General features: G+C 52.6%; 15 protein-coding genes. 8 read left to right on the forward strand and 7 right to left on the reverse strand.

What is annotated here, in order from left to right; genetic code table 11:
- Positions 1-16: 16 nt before the first annotated feature.
- Complete coding sequence (locus RUM_RS06760; RefSeq protein WP_049775523.1) at positions 17-259, reverse strand: hypothetical protein; 243 nt, start codon at positions 257-259, stop codon at positions 17-19.
- Positions 260-462: 203 nt separating this feature from the next.
- Between RUM_RS06760 and fliB the strand changes: the two genes are divergently transcribed.
- Positions 463-1,605 (forward strand): flagellin lysine-N-methylase, encoded by a 1,143-nt coding sequence (gene fliB, locus RUM_RS06765; RefSeq protein ID WP_054683463.1) that lies wholly within the window; start codon positions 463-465, stop codon positions 1,603-1,605.
- A 49-nt stretch (positions 1,606-1,654) separates the two neighbouring features.
- Here the strand turns inward: fliB and RUM_RS06770 are convergent, their stop codons facing one another.
- From RUM_RS06770 to RUM_RS06790, 5 genes are all read right to left on the reverse strand, one after another.
- On the reverse strand, positions 1,655-2,485 hold the full coding sequence (locus RUM_RS06770) for a tRNA 2-thiocytidine(32) synthetase TtcA (protein ID WP_015558411.1): 831 nt from the start codon (positions 2,483-2,485) through the stop codon (positions 1,655-1,657).
- Positions 2,486-2,687: 202 nt separating this feature from the next.
- Positions 2,688-3,938, reverse strand: coding sequence for an ABC transporter permease family protein (locus RUM_RS06775; protein ID WP_015558412.1), 1,251 nt, complete (start codon positions 3,936-3,938; stop codon positions 2,688-2,690).
- Entirely contained in the window at positions 3,935-5,095 is a 1,161-nt protein-coding gene (locus tag RUM_RS06780) for an ABC transporter permease (RefSeq protein WP_015558413.1), read from the reverse strand. Before RUM_RS06780 ends, RUM_RS06775 begins: the two co-directional genes overlap by 4 nt.
- A gap of 56 nt (positions 5,096-5,151) precedes the next feature.
- Positions 5,152-5,727, reverse strand: a complete 576-nt coding sequence (locus tag RUM_RS12645) for an FtsX-like permease family protein (RefSeq protein ID WP_041326325.1) — start codon at positions 5,725-5,727, stop codon at positions 5,152-5,154.
- Between the two features lie 656 nt (positions 5,728-6,383).
- Positions 6,384-6,905, reverse strand: coding sequence for a hypothetical protein (locus tag RUM_RS06790; RefSeq protein WP_015558414.1), 522 nt, complete (start codon positions 6,903-6,905; stop codon positions 6,384-6,386).
- A gap of 562 nt (positions 6,906-7,467) precedes the next feature.
- Between RUM_RS06790 and RUM_RS06795 the strand changes: the two genes are divergently transcribed.
- From RUM_RS06795 to RUM_RS06810, 4 genes are read left to right on the forward strand one after another with little or no spacing between them, the layout of a single operon-like run.
- Entirely contained in the window at positions 7,468-8,091 is a 624-nt protein-coding gene (locus tag RUM_RS06795) for a TetR/AcrR family transcriptional regulator (RefSeq protein WP_015558416.1), read from the forward strand.
- 3 nt (positions 8,092-8,094) lie between these two features.
- Positions 8,095-8,364 carry a glycine zipper family protein gene (locus RUM_RS06800; RefSeq protein ID WP_015558417.1) on the forward strand — a complete coding sequence of 90 codons (270 nt, stop codon included), beginning with the start codon at positions 8,095-8,097 and terminating at the stop codon, positions 8,362-8,364.
- A gap of 40 nt (positions 8,365-8,404) precedes the next feature.
- Positions 8,405-9,085 (forward strand): GyrI-like domain-containing protein, encoded by a 681-nt coding sequence (locus RUM_RS06805; RefSeq protein WP_015558418.1) that lies wholly within the window; start codon positions 8,405-8,407, stop codon positions 9,083-9,085.
- Positions 9,051-9,404: a TIGR04076 family protein gene (locus tag RUM_RS06810; protein WP_015558419.1), complete on the forward strand. Its 354-nt coding sequence runs from the start codon at positions 9,051-9,053 to the stop codon at positions 9,402-9,404. The genes RUM_RS06805 and RUM_RS06810 overlap by 35 nt, the downstream gene beginning before the upstream one ends.
- 69 nt (positions 9,405-9,473) lie before the next feature.
- On the opposite strand, the gene RUM_RS06815 is transcribed toward RUM_RS06810, so the two are convergent.
- A complete protein-coding gene (locus RUM_RS06815) occupies positions 9,474-10,361 on the reverse strand; it encodes an AraC family transcriptional regulator (RefSeq protein ID WP_015558420.1) in 888 nt (295 codons plus the stop codon).
- Positions 10,362-10,523: 162 nt separating this feature from the next.
- Between RUM_RS06815 and RUM_RS12090 the strand changes: the two genes are divergently transcribed.
- From RUM_RS12090 to RUM_RS06830, 3 genes are all read left to right on the forward strand, one after another.
- Positions 10,524-12,752 (forward strand): family 43 glycosylhydrolase, encoded by a 2,229-nt coding sequence (locus RUM_RS12090; RefSeq protein ID WP_015558421.1) that lies wholly within the window; start codon positions 10,524-10,526, stop codon positions 12,750-12,752.
- Between the two features lie 207 nt (positions 12,753-12,959).
- A complete protein-coding gene (locus RUM_RS06825; RefSeq protein ID WP_015558422.1) occupies positions 12,960-16,019 on the forward strand; it encodes a dockerin type I repeat-containing protein in 3,060 nt (1,019 codons plus the stop codon).
- Positions 16,020-16,108: 89 nt separating this feature from the next.
- The gene (locus RUM_RS06830) at positions 16,109-18,313 is read left to right on the forward strand and encodes a substrate-binding domain-containing protein (RefSeq protein WP_015558423.1); all 2,205 of its coding nucleotides are present in this window, start codon (positions 16,109-16,111) and stop codon (positions 18,311-18,313) included.
- The last annotated feature ends 20 nt before the right edge of the window (positions 18,314-18,333 follow it).

Here is an 18,333-nt window from a genome sequence, read left to right on the forward strand (position 1 = left end):
ATGGAAGACTTTGACGCTAGACTAGTGACACAAATATATCCTTCAAATCAATTTCGGAGTCCACATAAACAGAGTATACATCGCAATCATTTTGTACACGAATCTTTTTACCATTGATGAAGTAATCCTGAAGCAGTGATCCATCAACATCAATCAGTAGTTTTTTCTTTTCAACAAAAGGAAACGATTTTTCTATTTTATCGCAAGTTTCTTTGAACAGTTGACTGTTTATTTCCCTAGCTAAAGTATATGAATACATAACGACCTCCTTATCACAATCCATTTTGAAGATTTGCATAAGTAATTCCCGATCTTACGTCGATTCTGAGATTTACACATAATGTAATTCAGCCTTTTTGCCAACCGTCCATTTCCGGAAACACCACTGCATAATTGCCAAGCTCTCGTAAATGTGATATAATCAACATGATAAAGCACGACAATTGGATTGAGGTGGGAACTATGCGCAGAATGCCGCATTATTTTCGCGATTTTCACTGTACCGGCACAGCCTGCCGGGATAACTGCTGCTGTGTGGGCTGGGAGATTGAGATCGACCCGGATACTGCACAGGCGTACCGCAACATGGAGGGAGAACTGGGGGATCGGCTCCGGGCGGCTTTGTATGAGGAGGATGGCTGCACCTGCATGGGACAGGTGGATGGGAAGTGCCCCTTTCTGGATCCACAGAATCTTTGCAGCATCCAGCAGATCCTTGGAGCGGATATGCTGGGAGAGATCTGCCGGGAGCATCCCCGGTATTACGCCTGGTTTCGCGGGCTGACCGAAGCAGGGGTGGGCATGTGCTGTGAGGAGGCTGCCCGGCTGATTTTGTCGGATCCGGCACCGGATACGTTTCTCACGGAGGAGAGCCAGGAGGACAACGATTTTGACTATGACCCGGCAGTGTTTGATGCCCTGTTTGCCGCCAGGGAGACTGCATTTCAGCTGCTGCAGAACCGGAGCATGCCTCTGACGGAACGGCTTGCCCTGTTCCTGGTGTTTGCAGACGGCTTGCAGGAAGATCTGGATCTGGACGAGCCGGAGCAGATTTACCAGGACATCCGGCAGTTTTCGGATACTGCCTATTGCAAGGCTCTGCTGAACACACTCTCTGTCCGGAGCCGACAGGATCCGGATCATGCCGCCCATTGGCGGGCTTTACTGGAGCTGATTACCGGCCTGGACATTCTGGACACCGCCTGGAAGCGGGGATTGGAGCAGCTTGCAGAACAGCCGGAGGTGCTTTTCTGCAAGGGGCATGCCTTTCGGGAGACTGCGGCTCCCTTTGCCTACGCTTTTGAGCATGGGGCGGTGTACCATACATACCGGTATTTTCTCAAGGCGGTGTTTGACGGGGATCTGGTGGCAAAGGCACAGCTGACCGTCATTGCCACTCTGATCCTGGGGGTCTGCTGTATGGCGGACTGGAACCAGAGCGGAACATTGTCCCTGGAGCAAATCATCCGGCAGGCAAAGATCTTTTCCCAGGAGGTGGAATACTCTATGGAAAATCTGGACACCCTGGCGGAGGCAAGCTATCGGACGGATGTGTTCCATACCCAGGGCTTTGTGTCCATGCTGCTGGGGCAATCGAATGTCTGAAACAGCATGAATGGATTTCGTTCATAAATTGCACTGCATTTTCAAATTTTCATTCCAGCCGTTCCAGGAAGCTATGGGCTATGCCCCGGGACTTATAGCCGGGCATGGAGTCCAGCTGAACCGTGTGGATGCTGTGAAAAATGCTCCGTTCCACCTCCGGGGATTCGGTTTTCAGATGGGCGATCAGCGCCTTCACCCGGGCACGGCGGGAGTATGCGGCATCCTCCTGGCTGCGACTGGTGAAGCGGCATGCGCATTGTAGAAAATGCAGTGCATTTGCATCCCGCCACGCTAAAATGTCCTCCTCATGGACGCAGTACAGGGGCCGGATCAGTTCCATGCCATCGTAGTTGTCGCTCCTGCGCCGAGGCAGCATGGCCTGGATCTGTCCCCCGTACAGCATGCCCATCAGGGTGGTTTCGATTACGTCGTTGAAGTGATGTCCCAGGGCGATCTTGTTGCAGCCCAATGCCTGGGCTTTGGCGTACAGATGCCCCCGGCGCATGCGGGCGCACAGAAAGCAGGGGTGCTGCGCCTGCTTGTTGACGATCCGGAGAATATTCGTCTCAAACACCTGCACCGGGATGCCCAGCAGAGCTGCATTGTCCAATAGCTGCTGGGTATGTGCCGGATCGTAGCCAGGATCCATGGTGAGAAACTCCAGGGTAAAGTCGTTTTGCCGGACACGCTGTAATTGCTGCATCAGCTTTGCCAGCAGCATGGAGTCCTTGCCACCGGATACGCACACGGCAATCCGGTCTCCCGGTGCGATCAGAGCATAGGTATCCACTGCTTTGACAAAGGGCTTCCAGATGGTTTTCTGAAAAGGGCCGGTGAGGCTCTGGGTGATGATCTGATGGGGCTGTAATTGGCGTTTCATGGGGGTTCTTCCTTTCGTGCAATCTCCTTGCGGTATTGCCTTAACTATACGCCTTTCCGGTGATCCTGTCAAGGCTGTCTTCGCATTTTGCAGGGGACTATGACTGCCTATATAGCCCCATCCACTCCGCAGGATCTGCGTAAACCTGTGAAAAAGCAATCCCCCTGACAGAAATTCTGCCAGGGGGATGTTTTGCATAGTCTTATGTTTCGTGCAGCAGCTGGTTGATTTGTGCATGCCGCAGCACCACGGCGCTGATCAGGACGGCGATGCCCATATTCAGCAGAAGGAACAGCAGGCAGAACAGCCCCTGCATCCAACCGAAGGAAACCAGGAAGTTGCTGAACAGATTGAACCGTTCCTTGAGCAGCATCAGCAGTCCGCAGAGAATGCCTGCCGCCGCTGTAATCAGCAGGCTTTTGTATGCGGCGATGCTGAGACATTTGCCCCAGGGCATGCCGCAGACCCGGTAGATGGTGTAGGTGCGCAGCTTTCTCACTGCAGAAACACTGTTGACGCTGATCATACTCAGGAAGAACAGGATCAGGATGCCGATCATAAAGGGCATCATGGTGTACACCTGCTGGAAGCAGTAGGTGTGGCTGTCCTTGTACAGATCCCTGTTGTTCAGTGTCCAGTTCTGGCCGACATTTTTGGCTGTGAAGGCTTCCAGGTTTGCACGCTTCACGCTGCTGTCCAGACCGTCCTCATACATCACCATGCCGATGCCGAACACTGCGTAGTGCTCCTGGTTGTTCCAGTACTTCTTGGCTTCGGACTCCGACATCAGAATCGTGCAGCCTCCGCTCTGCAGGGAGGAGATGTCATTGTAGATGGTGCGGTAATCCGCCAATTCGGAATCTACGGCACCGCCGTTCATCAGCAGCAGCTTGGTATTGTCCCCATAGACACCGGAAACCCGCAGGGACTGGTAATCCGACTCTGTGGGTTCCTTTTCCCGGGAATCGGTCACATTGCCCTCGTCGTCGTATGTATATTCGTATTGGATCTGATAAAAACGGATCTCATCTCCCACCCGGTAGCCGCTGCTTTCGTTCACCAGCACATTGGGCAGGGGATCCGCCGGATCGGACAGCACCAGCTTTCCGCTTTTTAGCGGCGGTGTGTAGCGTTCCAGCAATTTATCGGAATAGATCAAGGGATTATCAATACTCAGCTTCAGACCCGTATACCGATAGGACAGTGCCACATCTGTTACCCCGGTCATCTCCTGGTAAAAATCCTCCTCGTACATTTGCACCGTGTCGGCGTAGAATACGAAGCCATCATGCTTCCAGTAATTTGCAAAGGGGAGGAAGTAGGAGAACCGGTAAATTACAGTGGAGACGCTGACGATGGTCAGAAACAGAATGCATGCCATTTGCAGAACCATGGGGATATGCTTGGGCCACTCCTTTTTGCACTCTCGAAGTGCCAGACGCAGCTGTATCATACCACGCCCCCCTTTCTTTCCACGATAGAATGCTTGGAAACGATCCGTGCGGACAGGATCCAGATAGCAATGGTGCAGACAGTGACAAAGATGCCGAAGCCGGTGGCGTACAGCCGCAGGGAGTAGGCAGTGTCAATGTAGGGGAAAATCCGGGTGAAGGGTTTCAGCAGCACAAAGTGGTACAGCACCGCCGACAGACAGTAGCAGGGCACGGTTAGCATCAGGCTTTCTGCCACATAGAGCCGGATGGCTCTGCCCTTGGTGCAGCCGCATAGCTGGAAAATTGCCAGGGATTTTTGCCGGCGGACAAGCACATAGTGATACAGCACCACCAGATTAAAGGCAGCCACTACAGCGATCAGCAGGGACGCCAGCATGGCGGAGTTGTACATCCAGTAGTCCTCGTCGTAGAAGGGAATGTATCGAGAAAAGGAAACGCGATCCTCGATGGAGGAAAAGGCGTTTTTCAGCTCGGTGTACTGCTCGTAGGATAAGGGCTTTTCTAATTTTATGGAAACAGAATCTACAACAGAGTCAGGAGAAACCAAGCAGTAGGGAATTTCTCGGAATAGTCCGCCCTCTGCAATAACTGTATATTCTTTTCCATCATAGAACTGTATTTTTCCACCTAATTGTCTGGATTCTCCAGCCCCAACTATTATAACAGGGGTACCGGAGGCATATTCTTCGTTTGTGAATATACGTCCTTTTGCTCCAGGATGTTCCATTCTGGAGCCGAATGTTTCTTCCGAAGGGGATTTTACTCCATCTTTTATGTGGAAATAACAGGTGCAAATATCGTAAATAGATGCACCCATTATAACGCTGGCTGGGTTGATGAAGTATACGCTAATAAGGGATGACGTGCCCAGATGCTTTTCTGGAATTCGGTCGATACAAGCGTCCAGTTCGTCCTTAGTTATAAGCTGCTCCGGGTTCATAAAAAAACCGTCACGCTCCATATCTTCAGAGCGTGCATTTGCATTCAAAGTAAACCTTTGTGTGGAGTGGTTAAAGCTCTTTTGTTCCAGCATATAATCCTGGTAAAGACCGTATCCGAACAGCATCAGCAGGGAGGAGATCATAATGCATAGGATCATCATCAGAAAAAAAGGCGTGTGGCTTTGCAGGAAACTGCGCAGACTGCGAAAGAGCATATTATTTCCTCCAATCAATAGTAGTATTCTGGGAAAGGAATACTGCAAAAAGTGTATCATACCACACCCCCCTTTCTTTCCACGATAGAATGCTTGGAAACGATCCGTGCGGACAGGATCCAGATAGCAATGGTGCAGACAGTGACAAAGATGCCGAAGCCGGTGGCATACAGTCGCCAGGAGTAGGCAGTGTCAATGTAGGGGAAAATCCGGGTGAAGGGCTTCAACAGCACAAAGTGGTACAGCACCGCCGACAGACAGTAGCAGGGCACGGTCAGCATCAGGCTTTCTGCCACATACAGCCGGATGGCTCTGCCCTTGGTGCAGCCGCATAGCTGGAAAATCGCCAGGGATTTTTGCCGGCGGACAAGCACATAGTGATACAGCACCACCAGATTAAAGGCAGCCACTACAGCGATCAGCAGGGACGCCAGCATGGCGGAGTTGTACATCCAGTAGTCCTCGTCGTAGAAGGGAATGTAACGCCAGACCTCTATCCGATCCAGAATGGAGGAGAAGGCATTTTTTAGTGTGTTGTATTGTTCAAAGGACAGGGGCTTGTCAAAGTCCAGGGAAACATATTCAACAATAGAGTCGGAGGGGACACGGTCATATGGAATTTCTTGAAACAACCCTCCTTTGGCAATCACTGTATATTTTTCTCTATTGTAAAATTCTACAGTTTCTCCCGGATTCCCTTGTCCGCCTTTTCCTAGTATTATAACTGACTCACCTGAAGTGTATTCTTTATCGGAAAACATACGTCCGCTTGCTCCTGGATGCTCCATTCTGTTTGTAAATGTTTCTTTAGAAGGATATTTGACTCCATCTTTTACAAAAAAATAACAAGTACAGATGTCTTTTACCGAAGGTCCGGTCATTATGATGTCTGGATTATAAAAATACACAGTAACGAGGGACGATGTCTCAAGATATTGATCTGGAATGGAAGCAATGCAATGATCTAATTCGCTCTTGGTTATTATAAGATCCTTGTTCAAAAAAAAACCATCCAGATCCATATCATCGGATTTGGCGGCTGTGTTAAAAAGAAATCTTTTTGAAGAACTGTCGAAATCTTTCTGTTCCAGCATATAATCCTGGTAAAGACCGTATCCGAACAGCATCAGAAGGGAGGAGATCATAATGCATAGGATCATCATCAGAAAGAAAGGCGTGTGGCTTTGCAGGAAACTGCGCAGACTGCGAATCAGCATGAAGGTGTCCTCCTTCAATTCAGAGTGGTGTCCGGAGCATATAAAGCATATGCTCCGGACGGGCGGTTTGCTTACGAGATTCTAAAGGGTACATCAAGCTGTGTGCTGTATGCGACCGGGGAATGGGAATCGTTTGCCTTAAAGATGTTGGATGAGTATTCCAAATAGTAATCCCCACTTGAGAGAGAAGAGTTGCTAAAGGAATTAGAAGCCAGCAGTGGCGTGTGGGAACTTACATGACCGCTGCTTGCCTGATAGTGTGACCAGATAATATTTCCGGATCTATCACAAACGGTAACGTATCCGGACATGTACTTTGTCTCGCTGGAATTGTTCACTGCATTCATGACGAGCACCTGCGTGCTGGCTGTAGCTGCGGTGGTGTGGGTGTAATAGGTAGTCATGTTCCCGACGGTTTTTGAAACCTGTTCGCCCTTTATGCTGTCTGCGGCCATCCCGACGGAGGAAACGACAACGCCATCCTGGTACGTGTCGACCCACACAATGTGGACAGCGGCATAAGCTGTTAGTGAGCACAGGGCGGCGGTTGCCAGGGCAGCGGTCGTGATGAGCGCTTTTTTGAATTTCGTCATTCTAATCATCCTTTCATTGTTTGGTTTGAAGTGCGGTTGCTGGGAGCATATACTGTCCAAGGGAATCACCTCTTTCTTGCGGCTTATGAAACGCTCGGTCGTTCCTTAAACCTTTGTACCTATTATAGCGGTACTTCCTCCGCTTGTCAAGCGTATACAGGAAAATACCAGTGTGTGCAGGCAAATTTGTGAGATGGGTAAAAAATGTGTGATGATTTTTGTGAGTAGATACAAAAAAAGGACGTATTCAGGCGATTTCCTGTTTGCCTAGAAACAATTTACTCAACAAGAACCCGTGTGTGATTTCCATTGTTTCATGGCTGTGACCATGGGATTTTGTTGATGTCTGCGTTCCGGATAGCGGGGATGACAGGCGCAATTTCGTAAAGCTTTTGGCCGGATAGCCTCTTGACAGGTTTCGCCAGATGTGCTATAATAAATTCAATATATATCGAATGATATATATGCAGCGCATCATGCAGGCTCTGTATGGTGCTGTCAATGAAACATGCAAGATGATCCGGTATATACAGACCGGAATTTAAGGAGCGGAGGAGCGGAAATGCCGCCAAAATATAAATTTACACGGGAAGAAATGATAGACGCTGCTGTGCGTGTGACCCGGATTAAGGGGATCGACGCAGTGACCGCCAGAGACATTGCCGATGAGCTGGGAGTGTCTACCCAGCCGATTTTCACCTGTTTTCACACCATGGAAGAGGCCAAGCGGGAAATTCGTTGCGCAGCAGAGCGGATTTATCGGGGTTATGCAGAACGGGGACTGGGTATGCCCATTCCATTTTACGGCTTCGGCATGCAGTATATCCGTTTTGCACGGGAAGAGCCAGAGCTTTACAAGCTGCTGTTTCTGACGCCGGCAGAGAGCGAAAACGGCGGAGCCATGGGTGCCATGCATCGGTCACAGGAGCTGCTGCGTACCTGTTTGCAGCAGGTGTATCATCTGGATGCGGCGGCTGCGGATCTGTACTTCCGGGATGTGTGGCTCATGACTCACGGAATCGCAACCTTGATTGTGACCGGAGGGTGTACCTACACGGAGGAGGAAATCAGTTCCATGATGACCGGCATCAGCATCAGTATCTGCAAGGCCATCAAGGAAGTACCGGGATTTGTGGAGGGCAGCTTTGACCGGGATACAGAGTTTCGGAAGCTGGTTGCAGAGTAAACCATGCAGACGTTTCTGATGCGGGCAATGCCCTGGATTGTCATAGCACTGTGCCTGGTATTGGGTATCTCGCTGCATCTGCGGCAGAAGGCGGATCGCCGGCGGCATCCGGAGCGCCAGCAACAGCAGGACAGCCGGATCAACGAAGGTGCCTGCATCGGCATGTGCGTGGGTGTGGCTGCGGCATCGGTCATAGGGCTCAATTACGGAATGGCATTGGGCACAGGCGCTTTGATCGGTGCGCTGATCGGCAGCCGGATCCGGAAATCATGATCCGGCAAATAGGGCGGCAGCATAAAGGGGAGACGGCGGAATGCCACTGGATTTGAAAAAAGCCCATAGGGAATTTTATATGGCAACCAATCAGCCGATGATCGTGACGGTACCGGCGGTACATTACGCAGTGGTGCGTGGAGTCGGGGAATCCAGCCTGAAAAACAGTTTTTTCAAGCAGGCGGTCATGATCCTGTACGCAGTGGGTCGCACTTTAAAAATGAGTTACCGGACAGCTCATCAGATCGACGGGTTTGTGCCCTATGTGTTGCCGCCCTTGGAAAGATTCTGGTACAAGAGCCAGGAGGGGAGATCGGATGCAGCCGGAACGGGCATGCTATATTGGACATTGGCAAGTCGGTTACCGGATTTTGTGACCCGGGCGGATTTTGACTGGGCAGTGCAGCATACAACGGAGCAGCGGGATATGGACTGTGCCTATGCCAGGTTTGTGACCATGGAGGAGGGGCTGTGCGTCCAGTGCCTGCACATTGGTTCTTATGCGGAACGGGCTCGCACCATTGAGCGGATGCATCACTTCCTTGGGGCAAATGGCTATGCCTTTGATCTGACGGAGCAAAGACAGCACCACGAGATTTATCTGTCGGATGCGAGAAAGATTCCGCCGGATCGTTTGCGAACCCTGCTGCGGCAGCCGATCCGGATGCGGCAAAAGGAGGAATTGTATGAAGAAGTGGTATGCGGAGGAATACGAATTTGAAATTGAAGTGGCTGGCTTTTTGCGGGGAAAGCATACCGAGCGGTATTGCCGGAACGGTGAGGAGATCGGCGACAAATACACCTGTACTTATGGCTGTCCGGTGAATCAGGACGGCTACGGCATCTGTCCGAAAGCAATGCTGGTGCTGTATCCGAAGATGGAGGCGATCCGGGCAGGCGGTGATCTGGAGCGGATCGGAGGAGACGGCCGCTATCAGACTACTGTGGTCTGTCCGGATGGCTGTGTGTTGTTCCGGCTGACTGCAACCCCCTTGGGCAATGAAAACTTTTTTACCGGGCACTTTTTTGATTCAGACTAATATCAGAGCATACATAAAAACAGGCTATCCGAGTGTATTCGGATAGCCTGTTTTGACGCTAAGGCAAGATTACTGGGCAGACTTGCCGACATTGTTCCGTTCCCGATTCCGGTAAGCGGAGGGGGTGACCCCGGCGGTCTGCCGGAACATGCGGCTGAAATAATTCTGATCCTCAAAGCCGCAGTTCCAGGCGATTTCGCCGATGGGAAGCTGTGTGTTCTGGAGCAGCTGTTGGGCTTTCTGGATCCGCAGATTGGTTATGTAGGCGTTGGGGGACACGCCGTATGCTTCCTTGAACAGACGGCTGAACTGCCGCTGGGAATAGCCGGACATCTGTGCCAGCTCCGCTACACTGATGCTGCTGCAAAAATGTCCTTCCATGTAGGCGGTGGCGGCGGCAAGCTGCATGACGCATCGGTGCTGCTCCGTATTAGTCAGCTGGTATAGCCGGGAAAGCCGGACGCAAAGCTGCAGAAAGCAGGCGTAGCAATAGGTCTGCCATCCCTCCTGCTTCCGGTTGTACTCGGTGATCATGTCCCGGATCATGGCCTTGACTGCGGCAAATTCCTGACTTTGGAGATGCAGCCGGCTGGAAAAACGGTGATTCTGCAAATAGTGGGGCGCAACTACGAACAGTGCCTGGAAACCGGGGGACTGGCGGATGTTGTAAATGTGTTCAAACAGCACCTCCGGCCGGAACATGATGTTGCAGATCCGAAAATCGCTGACCCCGGTGAAGCCGTGCTCCGTATCCTGGTTGATGACAAACACATCCCCCTTGGAGATGGGGTAATGCTCCGTGCCTACGGTATGCTCCGCACTGCCCTCCAGCACGATGACCAGTTCCGAAAAGTCCTCATGACTGTGCAGATAGCACTCGGAATCATGGTAGCCGTATTGAATGAAAAACGGGAAGTCTTCAGATTTTGTAAAGATCCACAGCGGCAGACGTATCATATTTCTCCCCCTTCCGGTTGTATGCTTCTATTGTAGCATGGAGTCTGGAGCCTGTCAATGCCATGTCTGTTTTGTGCTAAAAATCGGACAGCATCCTTCTACCGCCCTGCATTTGGATGTGCTATACTGATTATATCACCATACAAAGGGCAGGAGGGTATTATGAAAAAACGAGCATTTGCATACGCAGCGGCGGCAGCATTGTCTCTGACGCTGTGCTTCGGAACGTATCCCGCATCCCGGCTCACTGCCGGATCCATTGCAGAAGCCGCAGAGGAGGCGAGTACCATCGCAAACAGTCAGATCAGCACCAACCAGTTTAAAAATATCAATTACAACAACCCGATTTCCCCGGCATTTTTCTGTGCCGACCCCACCGCAGTGGAGTATAACGGCAGGCTGTACCTGTTTGGCACCAACGACCACCAGCAGTTTGAGGTCAAGGGCTCCGAGGTGGATAATACCTATGAGCAGATCAAGTCTCTGGTGGTGCTTTCTACAGATGATATGGTAAACTGGACTTATCATGGGGAGATTCATGTGGATCAGGTTGCTCCCTGGATCACCAACTCCTGGGCTCCCTCCATTGTTTCCCGGGTGGAGGATGACGGACTGACCCACTTTTATCTGTATTTCTCCAACAACGGTCTGGGTGTGGGCGTGATCACCGCAACGGATCCGCTGGGCCCCTGGACGGATCCCCTGGGCAAGCCTCTGATTTCCACTTCCACCCCCGGACTGAATGGCTGCCCCAACCCTTTTGACCCGGGTGCAGTGATCGATGAGAACGGCGTGGGCTGGCTGTCCTTCGGTGCCGGAAAGGCACCCGGCGGCACAGATTATATGCCCGGCTCTGCCCGGATCGTCCGGCTAGGGGAGGATATGGTTTCCTTCGACAGCGACTTTCAGAACATTCCGGCACCCTATTTGTTTGAGGCAAGCGAGCTGAATTACATCAACGGCACCTATGTGTATACCTACAATACGGATTGGTCGGATCATTCCAAGCAGTGGGAGTACGACTGTGATCCCCCTTCCGGATGCAGCATGGTGTACATGACCACCAAGACCCCCTTGGATCCGGACAGCTGGGTTATGCGGGGCGAATGCTTCCAGAACCCGGGGCAGAGCGGTTTTGATTACTCCAACAACCACACTCACATGCAGAAGTTCCGGGATCAATACTATATGTTCTATCATACCCTGATGCTGAAGCAGGGTATGGGCATCAAGGGCAGCTACCGCAGCATGCAGGTGGATCGGATCAGTGTGGATGAGGACACAGTGACCATCACAAAAACCGGCGGCACGAAAAAGGGTGTACAGACCATCCAGGGGGTAGACCCCTTTGCAGTGCAGAATGCCGCTTCTTTAAACAATACAGCGGATATGGTATACAACACTGACAGCATGCAGAACCCATACCTCATTAGCGATGCAGCCGGTGCCTGGAGCAGCGTCCGCAGCGTGACCTTTACCGGCTCCAGAGTACCTGCACAGCCCACGGTGGATCCGGCGGACTATGTGCTGACCAAGGTGGATACCATTACATATCAGATCTCCGTGACGGATGTGGACAAAGCCACTACTCTGTCCATGCATCCATCCACCAAGGCGGGGACGGACTGCACCGGCACAGCGGAGATCACCGGCACCGGGAATTACACCATTACCTGTGACATGGGTGGTGCGGAAGGTATGTTCAACATGGGCTACTTTACTGCATCCGATGATGCGCAGATCACCTTTACCATTGATACCATGCTGGTAAACGGCACCTATGCCTTTGACCTGTCCACGGAGCTGACCAATACCCGGGAATGGGCGGACGGTCTGCGGAATATCTGGAACGGCTTTTCCGATGGGGACACGGTATACACCGGCGAAAATGCTGCATTCCGCTACAGCAAGTCTGCGGATACAATTCAGCTTTATACCGGAGAAGCATCCGGAGGAACCGGGGCAAATGCACCTTTGCTGGAGGATTCGGCAGTGCTGACCGCAGAGGTACGGGGTACCGGCACTATGGAGGTGCGGCTGGATGCGCCTACGGGACAGCTGCTGACCAGTGTCAGCTTTGATGCTCCGGATGCATTCGCCAAGGTATCCGGCAAGGCATTTACCGGCATCGGCGGCACCCACGATCTGTATTTTGTGTTCTCCGGCAAGAATATTGCATTCCGCAGCTGGCAGGTGGAAAGCATCGCTGAGCGGCTGATGGGGGATGTGAATGCGGATGGCGTATGCAGCGTGGCAGATGTGGTAGCACTGCAAAAATATCTCATTAAGCAGACGGACACGCTGGCAGATTCCAAAGCAGGGGACTATAATGGGGACGGTGTATTGACCGGCATGGATCTGGTACGTATGAAGCGTGCATTACTCGGATAAAGCAATATTGTACTGATTTTTAGGAAACAGCATTTCGGTAGCACTGAAATGCTGTTTTTTGTGCTGGATTGGTCATAAAATAGATGCAATTTGTTATTGCTTTGGACGCTTTTCATGTGATATGCTGTATGTATAGAAATTAACGCATGCGGCAGAAAAATATATGCAGATTGCCGCGTGGGGCAGGGAAACAGGGAGGAATTGAATATGATATCCAAAATGAAGCGTTGTCTGGCGCTTGCCGTGGCAATGACTGTCACCTTTGCCGGAACCAATGCTCTCGGCAGCCGGAATCCCGCATCCGCCGAAACCTACGACAATGGAGGGAATTACTGGGAACTGGAGAATACCGGCTCTGCCGAAACGGGGAACCGGATCCTGGTGGATCTGAACCGGAACGATGGCAGAAAAGCATCCTATTCCAGAAAGGCAAACAACTGGTGCTTCCCCAGAGGCAGCGCATCCGGCTCAGTGAAATTTCAAGGCATCACCTTTACCCTCAGCAACGGGGGCGGTGCAGCAGGCAATCTGCTCAGTGAAAACGATAAGACACTGCAAAAGCTGGATCTGAGCCATCCCTATCTGACCATGGACGGGGTGACGGTGGACAATACCAACGGCGGCGGCATCATTAAGCTGGAGATCGCCGGTTTGTCCGCCGGTACTCATTCCCTCAAGACCTGGCACAGCTGTGTGGGTAAGGGCAATTCTGCCGGATCCATGAAAATTACCATTAACGGCAAGACCACCCAGACCGGCGTGGCATGCCCCACCCGTGTGACCAGTGAGGATGATGCCGGGATCTCCTACTCCACCTTTGAGGTGACAAAGGGACAGACTGTGACTGTGCTGATTGCACCGGAGGGTAAGGGCAATGCCTGGCTCAACGCCTTTGAGCTGGATGGGGGAGACCCGGTACAGGGCATTTCCAAAATGTCGCCGGCAGACCAGGAGTTCCACCATGATGCTGCAAAAGGCTTGTCCTGGACGGCAGGAAAGAATATGAAGAGCCAGGATGTGTATATCGGTACGGATTACAACAGCGTCTTTTCCGCAACCCATCAGTCTCCGGAATTCAAGGGGAGTCAGACTGGCACCAGCTATAGCCTGGATGACAGTTATTCCTCCATTCCCACCTATTACTGGCGGGTAGACACAATCGATAAAAATGGAAACACCATTAAGGGTGCCGTGAATTCCTTCCAGCTTAACCGGCTTGCCTTTCCTACCGCAGAGGGCTATGGCAGATTTGCCCGGGGCGGCAGAGGCGGACAGGTGATCCATGTTACCAATCTGAACGACAGCGGCGAGGGCAGCCTGCGCTGGGCGCTGTGTGATCCCCAGTGGCTGACAGAGGATTGGCAGGGCGTGCCCCGTGTGATCGTGTTCGATGTGGGTGGCGTGATCGCTCTGAAGGATCGTCTGGTGATCCCGGACAACGGAGGCAACGTATACATTGCCGGACAGACCGCACCTGGAGACGGCATCACCCTGATCAATTATGACTTCGGCGGCATGGGAACCTCGGATCTGGTGATCCGGGATGTGCGTGTGCGCGTGGGGGATATGAACGGCAAATCCTCCGGCGGCATGGGTCTTGGCAGCTGCAATCACTCCATTGTGGATCACTGTTCCATTTCCTGGGCGACGGATGAGGGCTTCTCCTCCCGGAGTGCAGCAAATATTTCTTTCCAGTGGAACATCATCGGAGAATCCCTCCACGATTCTGTGCATTATGACGGAGATCGTACTGGCACGGAGACCCATGCCTTTGCTGCATCCATCAGCGGCAACAAGGGCAGCTTCCACCACAATCTGCTCATCGACTGCACCGGACGGAACTGGTCCCTGGCAGGGGGAACGGAGCAGGATGAGACCTACGGCGGACAGTTGGATATCCGGAATAATGTGGTCTACAACTGGCGGGACAGAACCACGGATGGGGGCGCAAGACGGCTTAACTTTGTAAACAACTATTATAAAGCAGGAGCAGAAAGCAATACCAGTCTTCATGTGGTATCCACCGACGGCAATGAGCTTGGGTGGGCGGACTGCCAGAAGATGTATGTATCCGGCAACGTGATGCTGGATCAGAAGGGTAACTACCTGCTGCGGGCATCGGACAATGCCTGGGACAAGGGCAAAGCGGTTTCTGCCAACAGAAACTGCACCACAGCGGACGTGCGCAGCGATCAGCCCTTCTTTGAATCCTATGTGAATACCCAGTCTGCGGAGGATGCCTACAAGAGCGTCATTGCCGGAGCAGGGGCGGGCGGCGCATCCGAGACCGGCTGGGATTACATTGACGCCCGGTATATTCAGGAGGTCACCAAGGGCACCTATACCTATACGGGCAGCAAGCAGGGACTCAAGGGCATTATCGACAGCCAGAACGATGCGGGAGGCTATCCCAATCAAAACAACTTCAAGCACAGCACTGATGGGGTGTGCAATGCGAAGAACGATACTGACCGGGACGGTATGCCGGATGCCTGGGAGATCGAGCATGGGCTGAATCCGAAGGATCCCACAGATGGAGCAAAGGTAAGCCTGTCCGGGGATGACTACACCAATCTGGAAATGTTCCTGAACGAGCTGGCAGGAGATCCGGTGGAATACAATGGAACGCCGGTGAAGCGGGATCCCATTGACGGAAAGCTGATCCGGAGTCTGGAGGTACTGGACAACGAAAACTACATGGACTGGTCCATTCGCTATGATCTGAAGGCAGGGGATCCGGTGTTCGGCGACCGGGAGGTGACCTTTGTCACGCTGCCCAAGTATCTGAACGGTGCAGAGTACATTTGTACGGCGGCAGATTCCAAAACATGCACAACGGATGCAGCATCCTTTACTGCCGGAGAGGATCTGACGGTGTATGTGGGTCTGGACACCCGTGTGACCAGCGAGCCTGCATGGCTCCAGGGCTGGACTCGGACAGAGGATACGGTAGTTAACTCCAACCAGGTTGCATTCCGGATCTATAAAAAGGATGTGTCCAAGGGAGACACTGTGGTTCTTGGTGCAAACGGTCAGTCCAGCGGCTGTGTGTTCTATACTGCCTTTGTGACTTTGCAGGGCGTATCGCCGCTGCTTGGAGATGTGGATGCGGACGGCGATGTGGATGCAGCAGACGCAAAGCTTCTGCGTGATTACCTGGTACGTCGGACGGCGTCCTTGCCGGATGCCCAGGCAGCCGACCTGAACGGGGACGGCATTTTGAACGCAGCTGATCTTGCCATTCTGAAATCCATGCTGCTGGATTGAGCTGTCATACCATTTCATTTGACATTCCGCGCGGAAAATTGTATACTATATATAATAGCATAGGACAGCAATGACGCACGGAGGAAGCTATGCATGCAGTAGGAAAAATTGGGGTGATCGCACCGCCGATCACCCATGCGCTGATCGTGGATGCGCTGGACGGCATTGACCGGACAGCACGAGCAGCCGGATATGATGTGGTAGTGTTCACCTGTTCCACCAATCCAAAGCAGCCCTATTCTAAGGTGCGGGATCCTTTTTATATCCACCATATTAGTGGTGAAAAGGAGATCTATGACCTGGCGGTTCGGGCGGATCTGGATGGATATATCATCCTGGCGGACTATTTTTTTGATCAGGAATTTGTGGGAGAGCTTTTACGGCAGTTCCATCAGCGGGGCGCAAGATGCGTGGTGCTGGAAAAGGAGAATAAGTTGTACCCCTATGTGTATGCAGAACAGCGGAAGATCGTTTACCGGATCACAGAGCATCTGATTCAGGTGCACGGCTGCAAGCTGCTCTACTGTCTGACCGGTCAGAAGGATCGGTTTGAAGCGATCCAGCGGCGGGATGGGTTTTTAGAGGCGCTTCGGGACAATGGACTTCCGGTTTCTGAGGAACAGGTTTTCTACGGGAACTTCTGGATGAACACTGCGCAGGATTTCGCCAATAAGATCCTGAACGGAGAGGTGCCAAAGCCGGACGGGGTGGTATGCGCCAACGATATGATGGCCATTGCCCTGTGTGATGCCCTGCAGGCAGGGGGAATTTCCGTGCCCGGGGATGTAGCGGTGACCGGTTATGACGGCACCATGCAGGCACTGATCCACGATCCGCCGGTGACGACGGTCAAAGGCTGCGGGCAGCAGGCAGGGCAGCTGGCGGTGGAAAACCTGCTGAAACAGCTGGGCACGCAAAGATCGTGTAAGCCTTTGGAGCCGACGCTGATGCTGGGAGGCAGCTGCGGCTGTCCGGTGTCCCCGGAGGTTGCTGTCGCTGCTGTGGAACAAAGCAATACCATTACCCGGCAGCAGATGCTGACGGAGGCGTATATGAACGCCAACCACATTGTCCGGCTGTCCAGTGCGGCGGATGTGCAGGCGCTGCAGCTCCGGATCAGCGAAATTGCCTATCTGGTGCCGAACTGGACGGAAATCGACGTGTGCGTATGCAGCGGCTGGCTGGGGAAATTTCAACAGGGACAGTCCTACCAGCTGCATCGGTATACAGACCGGATGCTGCTTCTGATGGGCACCCGGGTCGGAGAATATGCCCGTGCCGGTGCCAGCTTTCCGGCACGGCAGATTCTGCCCCGTTTTGCGGAGCCTCATGCGCCCATGCTGGTGCGGTTGACCCCGCTGCACAGCGATCAGGATATTTACGGCTACTGTGCTGCAGCGTTTCAGCATGCTGCAGATTGTCAGATGGATTTTCATTATTCCAACTGGTGTGGCGCCGTTTCCAATGGGTTCCGTATGCTGCGCAGCAAGCTTTATACGGATTTTCTCCAGAAGAAGATGGCGCAGTACGATACCCATGATATCCTCACTGGTTTTTACAATCACAAGGGCTTCTTGCAGCAGCTGCCCCAGCATGCCGCCCAGGGCGGAATCGGGATACTGTTGATTCAGTGCCCCCGGGCGGAGAGTACGGAGCATGTGTTCATGCTGGCAAATGTGCTTCGGCTGCTGCATGGAGGCGGTCTGCATGCAAGATTCAGTGATTCTGTGTTTGCTGCCGCTTTCGCCGGGGAACCCAAGGAACTGCGGGAGACCATGGATCTGTGGATCCTGCGGATGGAGCAGGCGTTGGAGGATCTGAAGCGTGTGTCCCCCGGCGGAGAGCATGCAAACGTGCGGTATGCTGTTTGCGTGATTACCGACCTGGAGCATGCTCAGGAGCAGATTGATGACTGCATGCTGGAGATGACCTCCAAAACGGCGCTTTCCCCATTTCGGTCAGAACTGCAGGATGCCCTTTCGGATGCGCAACGGCGGATCTACGCTTTTCCGGAACGGGACTGGAACATTGACGAGCTTTGCCGGAGTGTTGGCATCAGCCGGGGGTATTTTCAGCGGAATTACAAAGCCCAGTTCGGCATTTCCTGCGGAGAGGATATCATTCAGGCACGGATGCAGCGAGCAAAAAAGCTGCTGGCGGATACCACACTGACGGTGCAGGAAATTGCCGACCAGTGCGGCTATAAAACTCCGACGCATTTTATGCGGCAGTTCAAGGAGCGGGCAGGGATTTCCGCCACCCAGTACAGAAAAAAATACGCAAAAACAATGTAGACAGCAGTACATACTGCTGT

This window comes from Ruminococcus champanellensis 18P13 = JCM 17042, from assembly GCF_000210095.1.
Taxonomy (GTDB): Bacteria; Bacillota; Clostridia; order Oscillospirales; family Ruminococcaceae; genus Ruminococcus_F; species Ruminococcus_F champanellensis.

Bases quoted from the DNA above. Each gene is read 5' to 3' on its own strand.
- RUM_RS06790 (WP_015558414.1), bottom strand. From the start codon at position 6,905: ATGACGAAATTCAAAAAAGCGCTCATCACGACCGCTGCCCTGGCAACC.
- RUM_RS06775 (WP_015558412.1), bottom strand. From the start codon at position 3,938: ATGATACAGCTGCGTCTGGCACTTCGAGAGTGCAAAAAGGAGTGGCCC.
- fliB (WP_054683463.1), top strand. From the start codon at position 463: ATGCGCAGAATGCCGCATTATTTTCGCGATTTTCACTGTACCGGCACA.
- RUM_RS06760 (WP_049775523.1), bottom strand. From the start codon at position 259: ATGTATTCATATACTTTAGCTAGGGAAATAAACAGTCAACTGTTCAAA.
- RUM_RS06825 (WP_015558422.1), top strand. From the start codon at position 12,960: ATGATATCCAAAATGAAGCGTTGTCTGGCGCTTGCCGTGGCAATGACT.
- RUM_RS06805 (WP_015558418.1), top strand. From the start codon at position 8,405: ATGCCACTGGATTTGAAAAAAGCCCATAGGGAATTTTATATGGCAACC.
- RUM_RS06770 (WP_015558411.1), bottom strand. From the start codon at position 2,485: ATGAAACGCCAATTACAGCCCCATCAGATCATCACCCAGAGCCTCACC.
- RUM_RS06780 (WP_015558413.1), bottom strand. From the start codon at position 5,095: ATGCTCTTTCGCAGTCTGCGCAGTTTCCTGCAAAGCCACACGCCTTTT.
- RUM_RS06830 (WP_015558423.1), top strand. From the start codon at position 16,109: ATGCATGCAGTAGGAAAAATTGGGGTGATCGCACCGCCGATCACCCAT.
- RUM_RS06795 (WP_015558416.1), top strand. From the start codon at position 7,468: ATGCCGCCAAAATATAAATTTACACGGGAAGAAATGATAGACGCTGCT.
- RUM_RS06815 (WP_015558420.1), bottom strand. From the start codon at position 10,361: ATGATACGTCTGCCGCTGTGGATCTTTACAAAATCTGAAGACTTCCCG.
- RUM_RS12090 (WP_015558421.1), top strand. From the start codon at position 10,524: ATGAAAAAACGAGCATTTGCATACGCAGCGGCGGCAGCATTGTCTCTG.
- RUM_RS06810 (WP_015558419.1), top strand. From the start codon at position 9,051: ATGAAGAAGTGGTATGCGGAGGAATACGAATTTGAAATTGAAGTGGCT.
- RUM_RS06800 (WP_015558417.1), top strand. From the start codon at position 8,095: ATGCAGACGTTTCTGATGCGGGCAATGCCCTGGATTGTCATAGCACTG.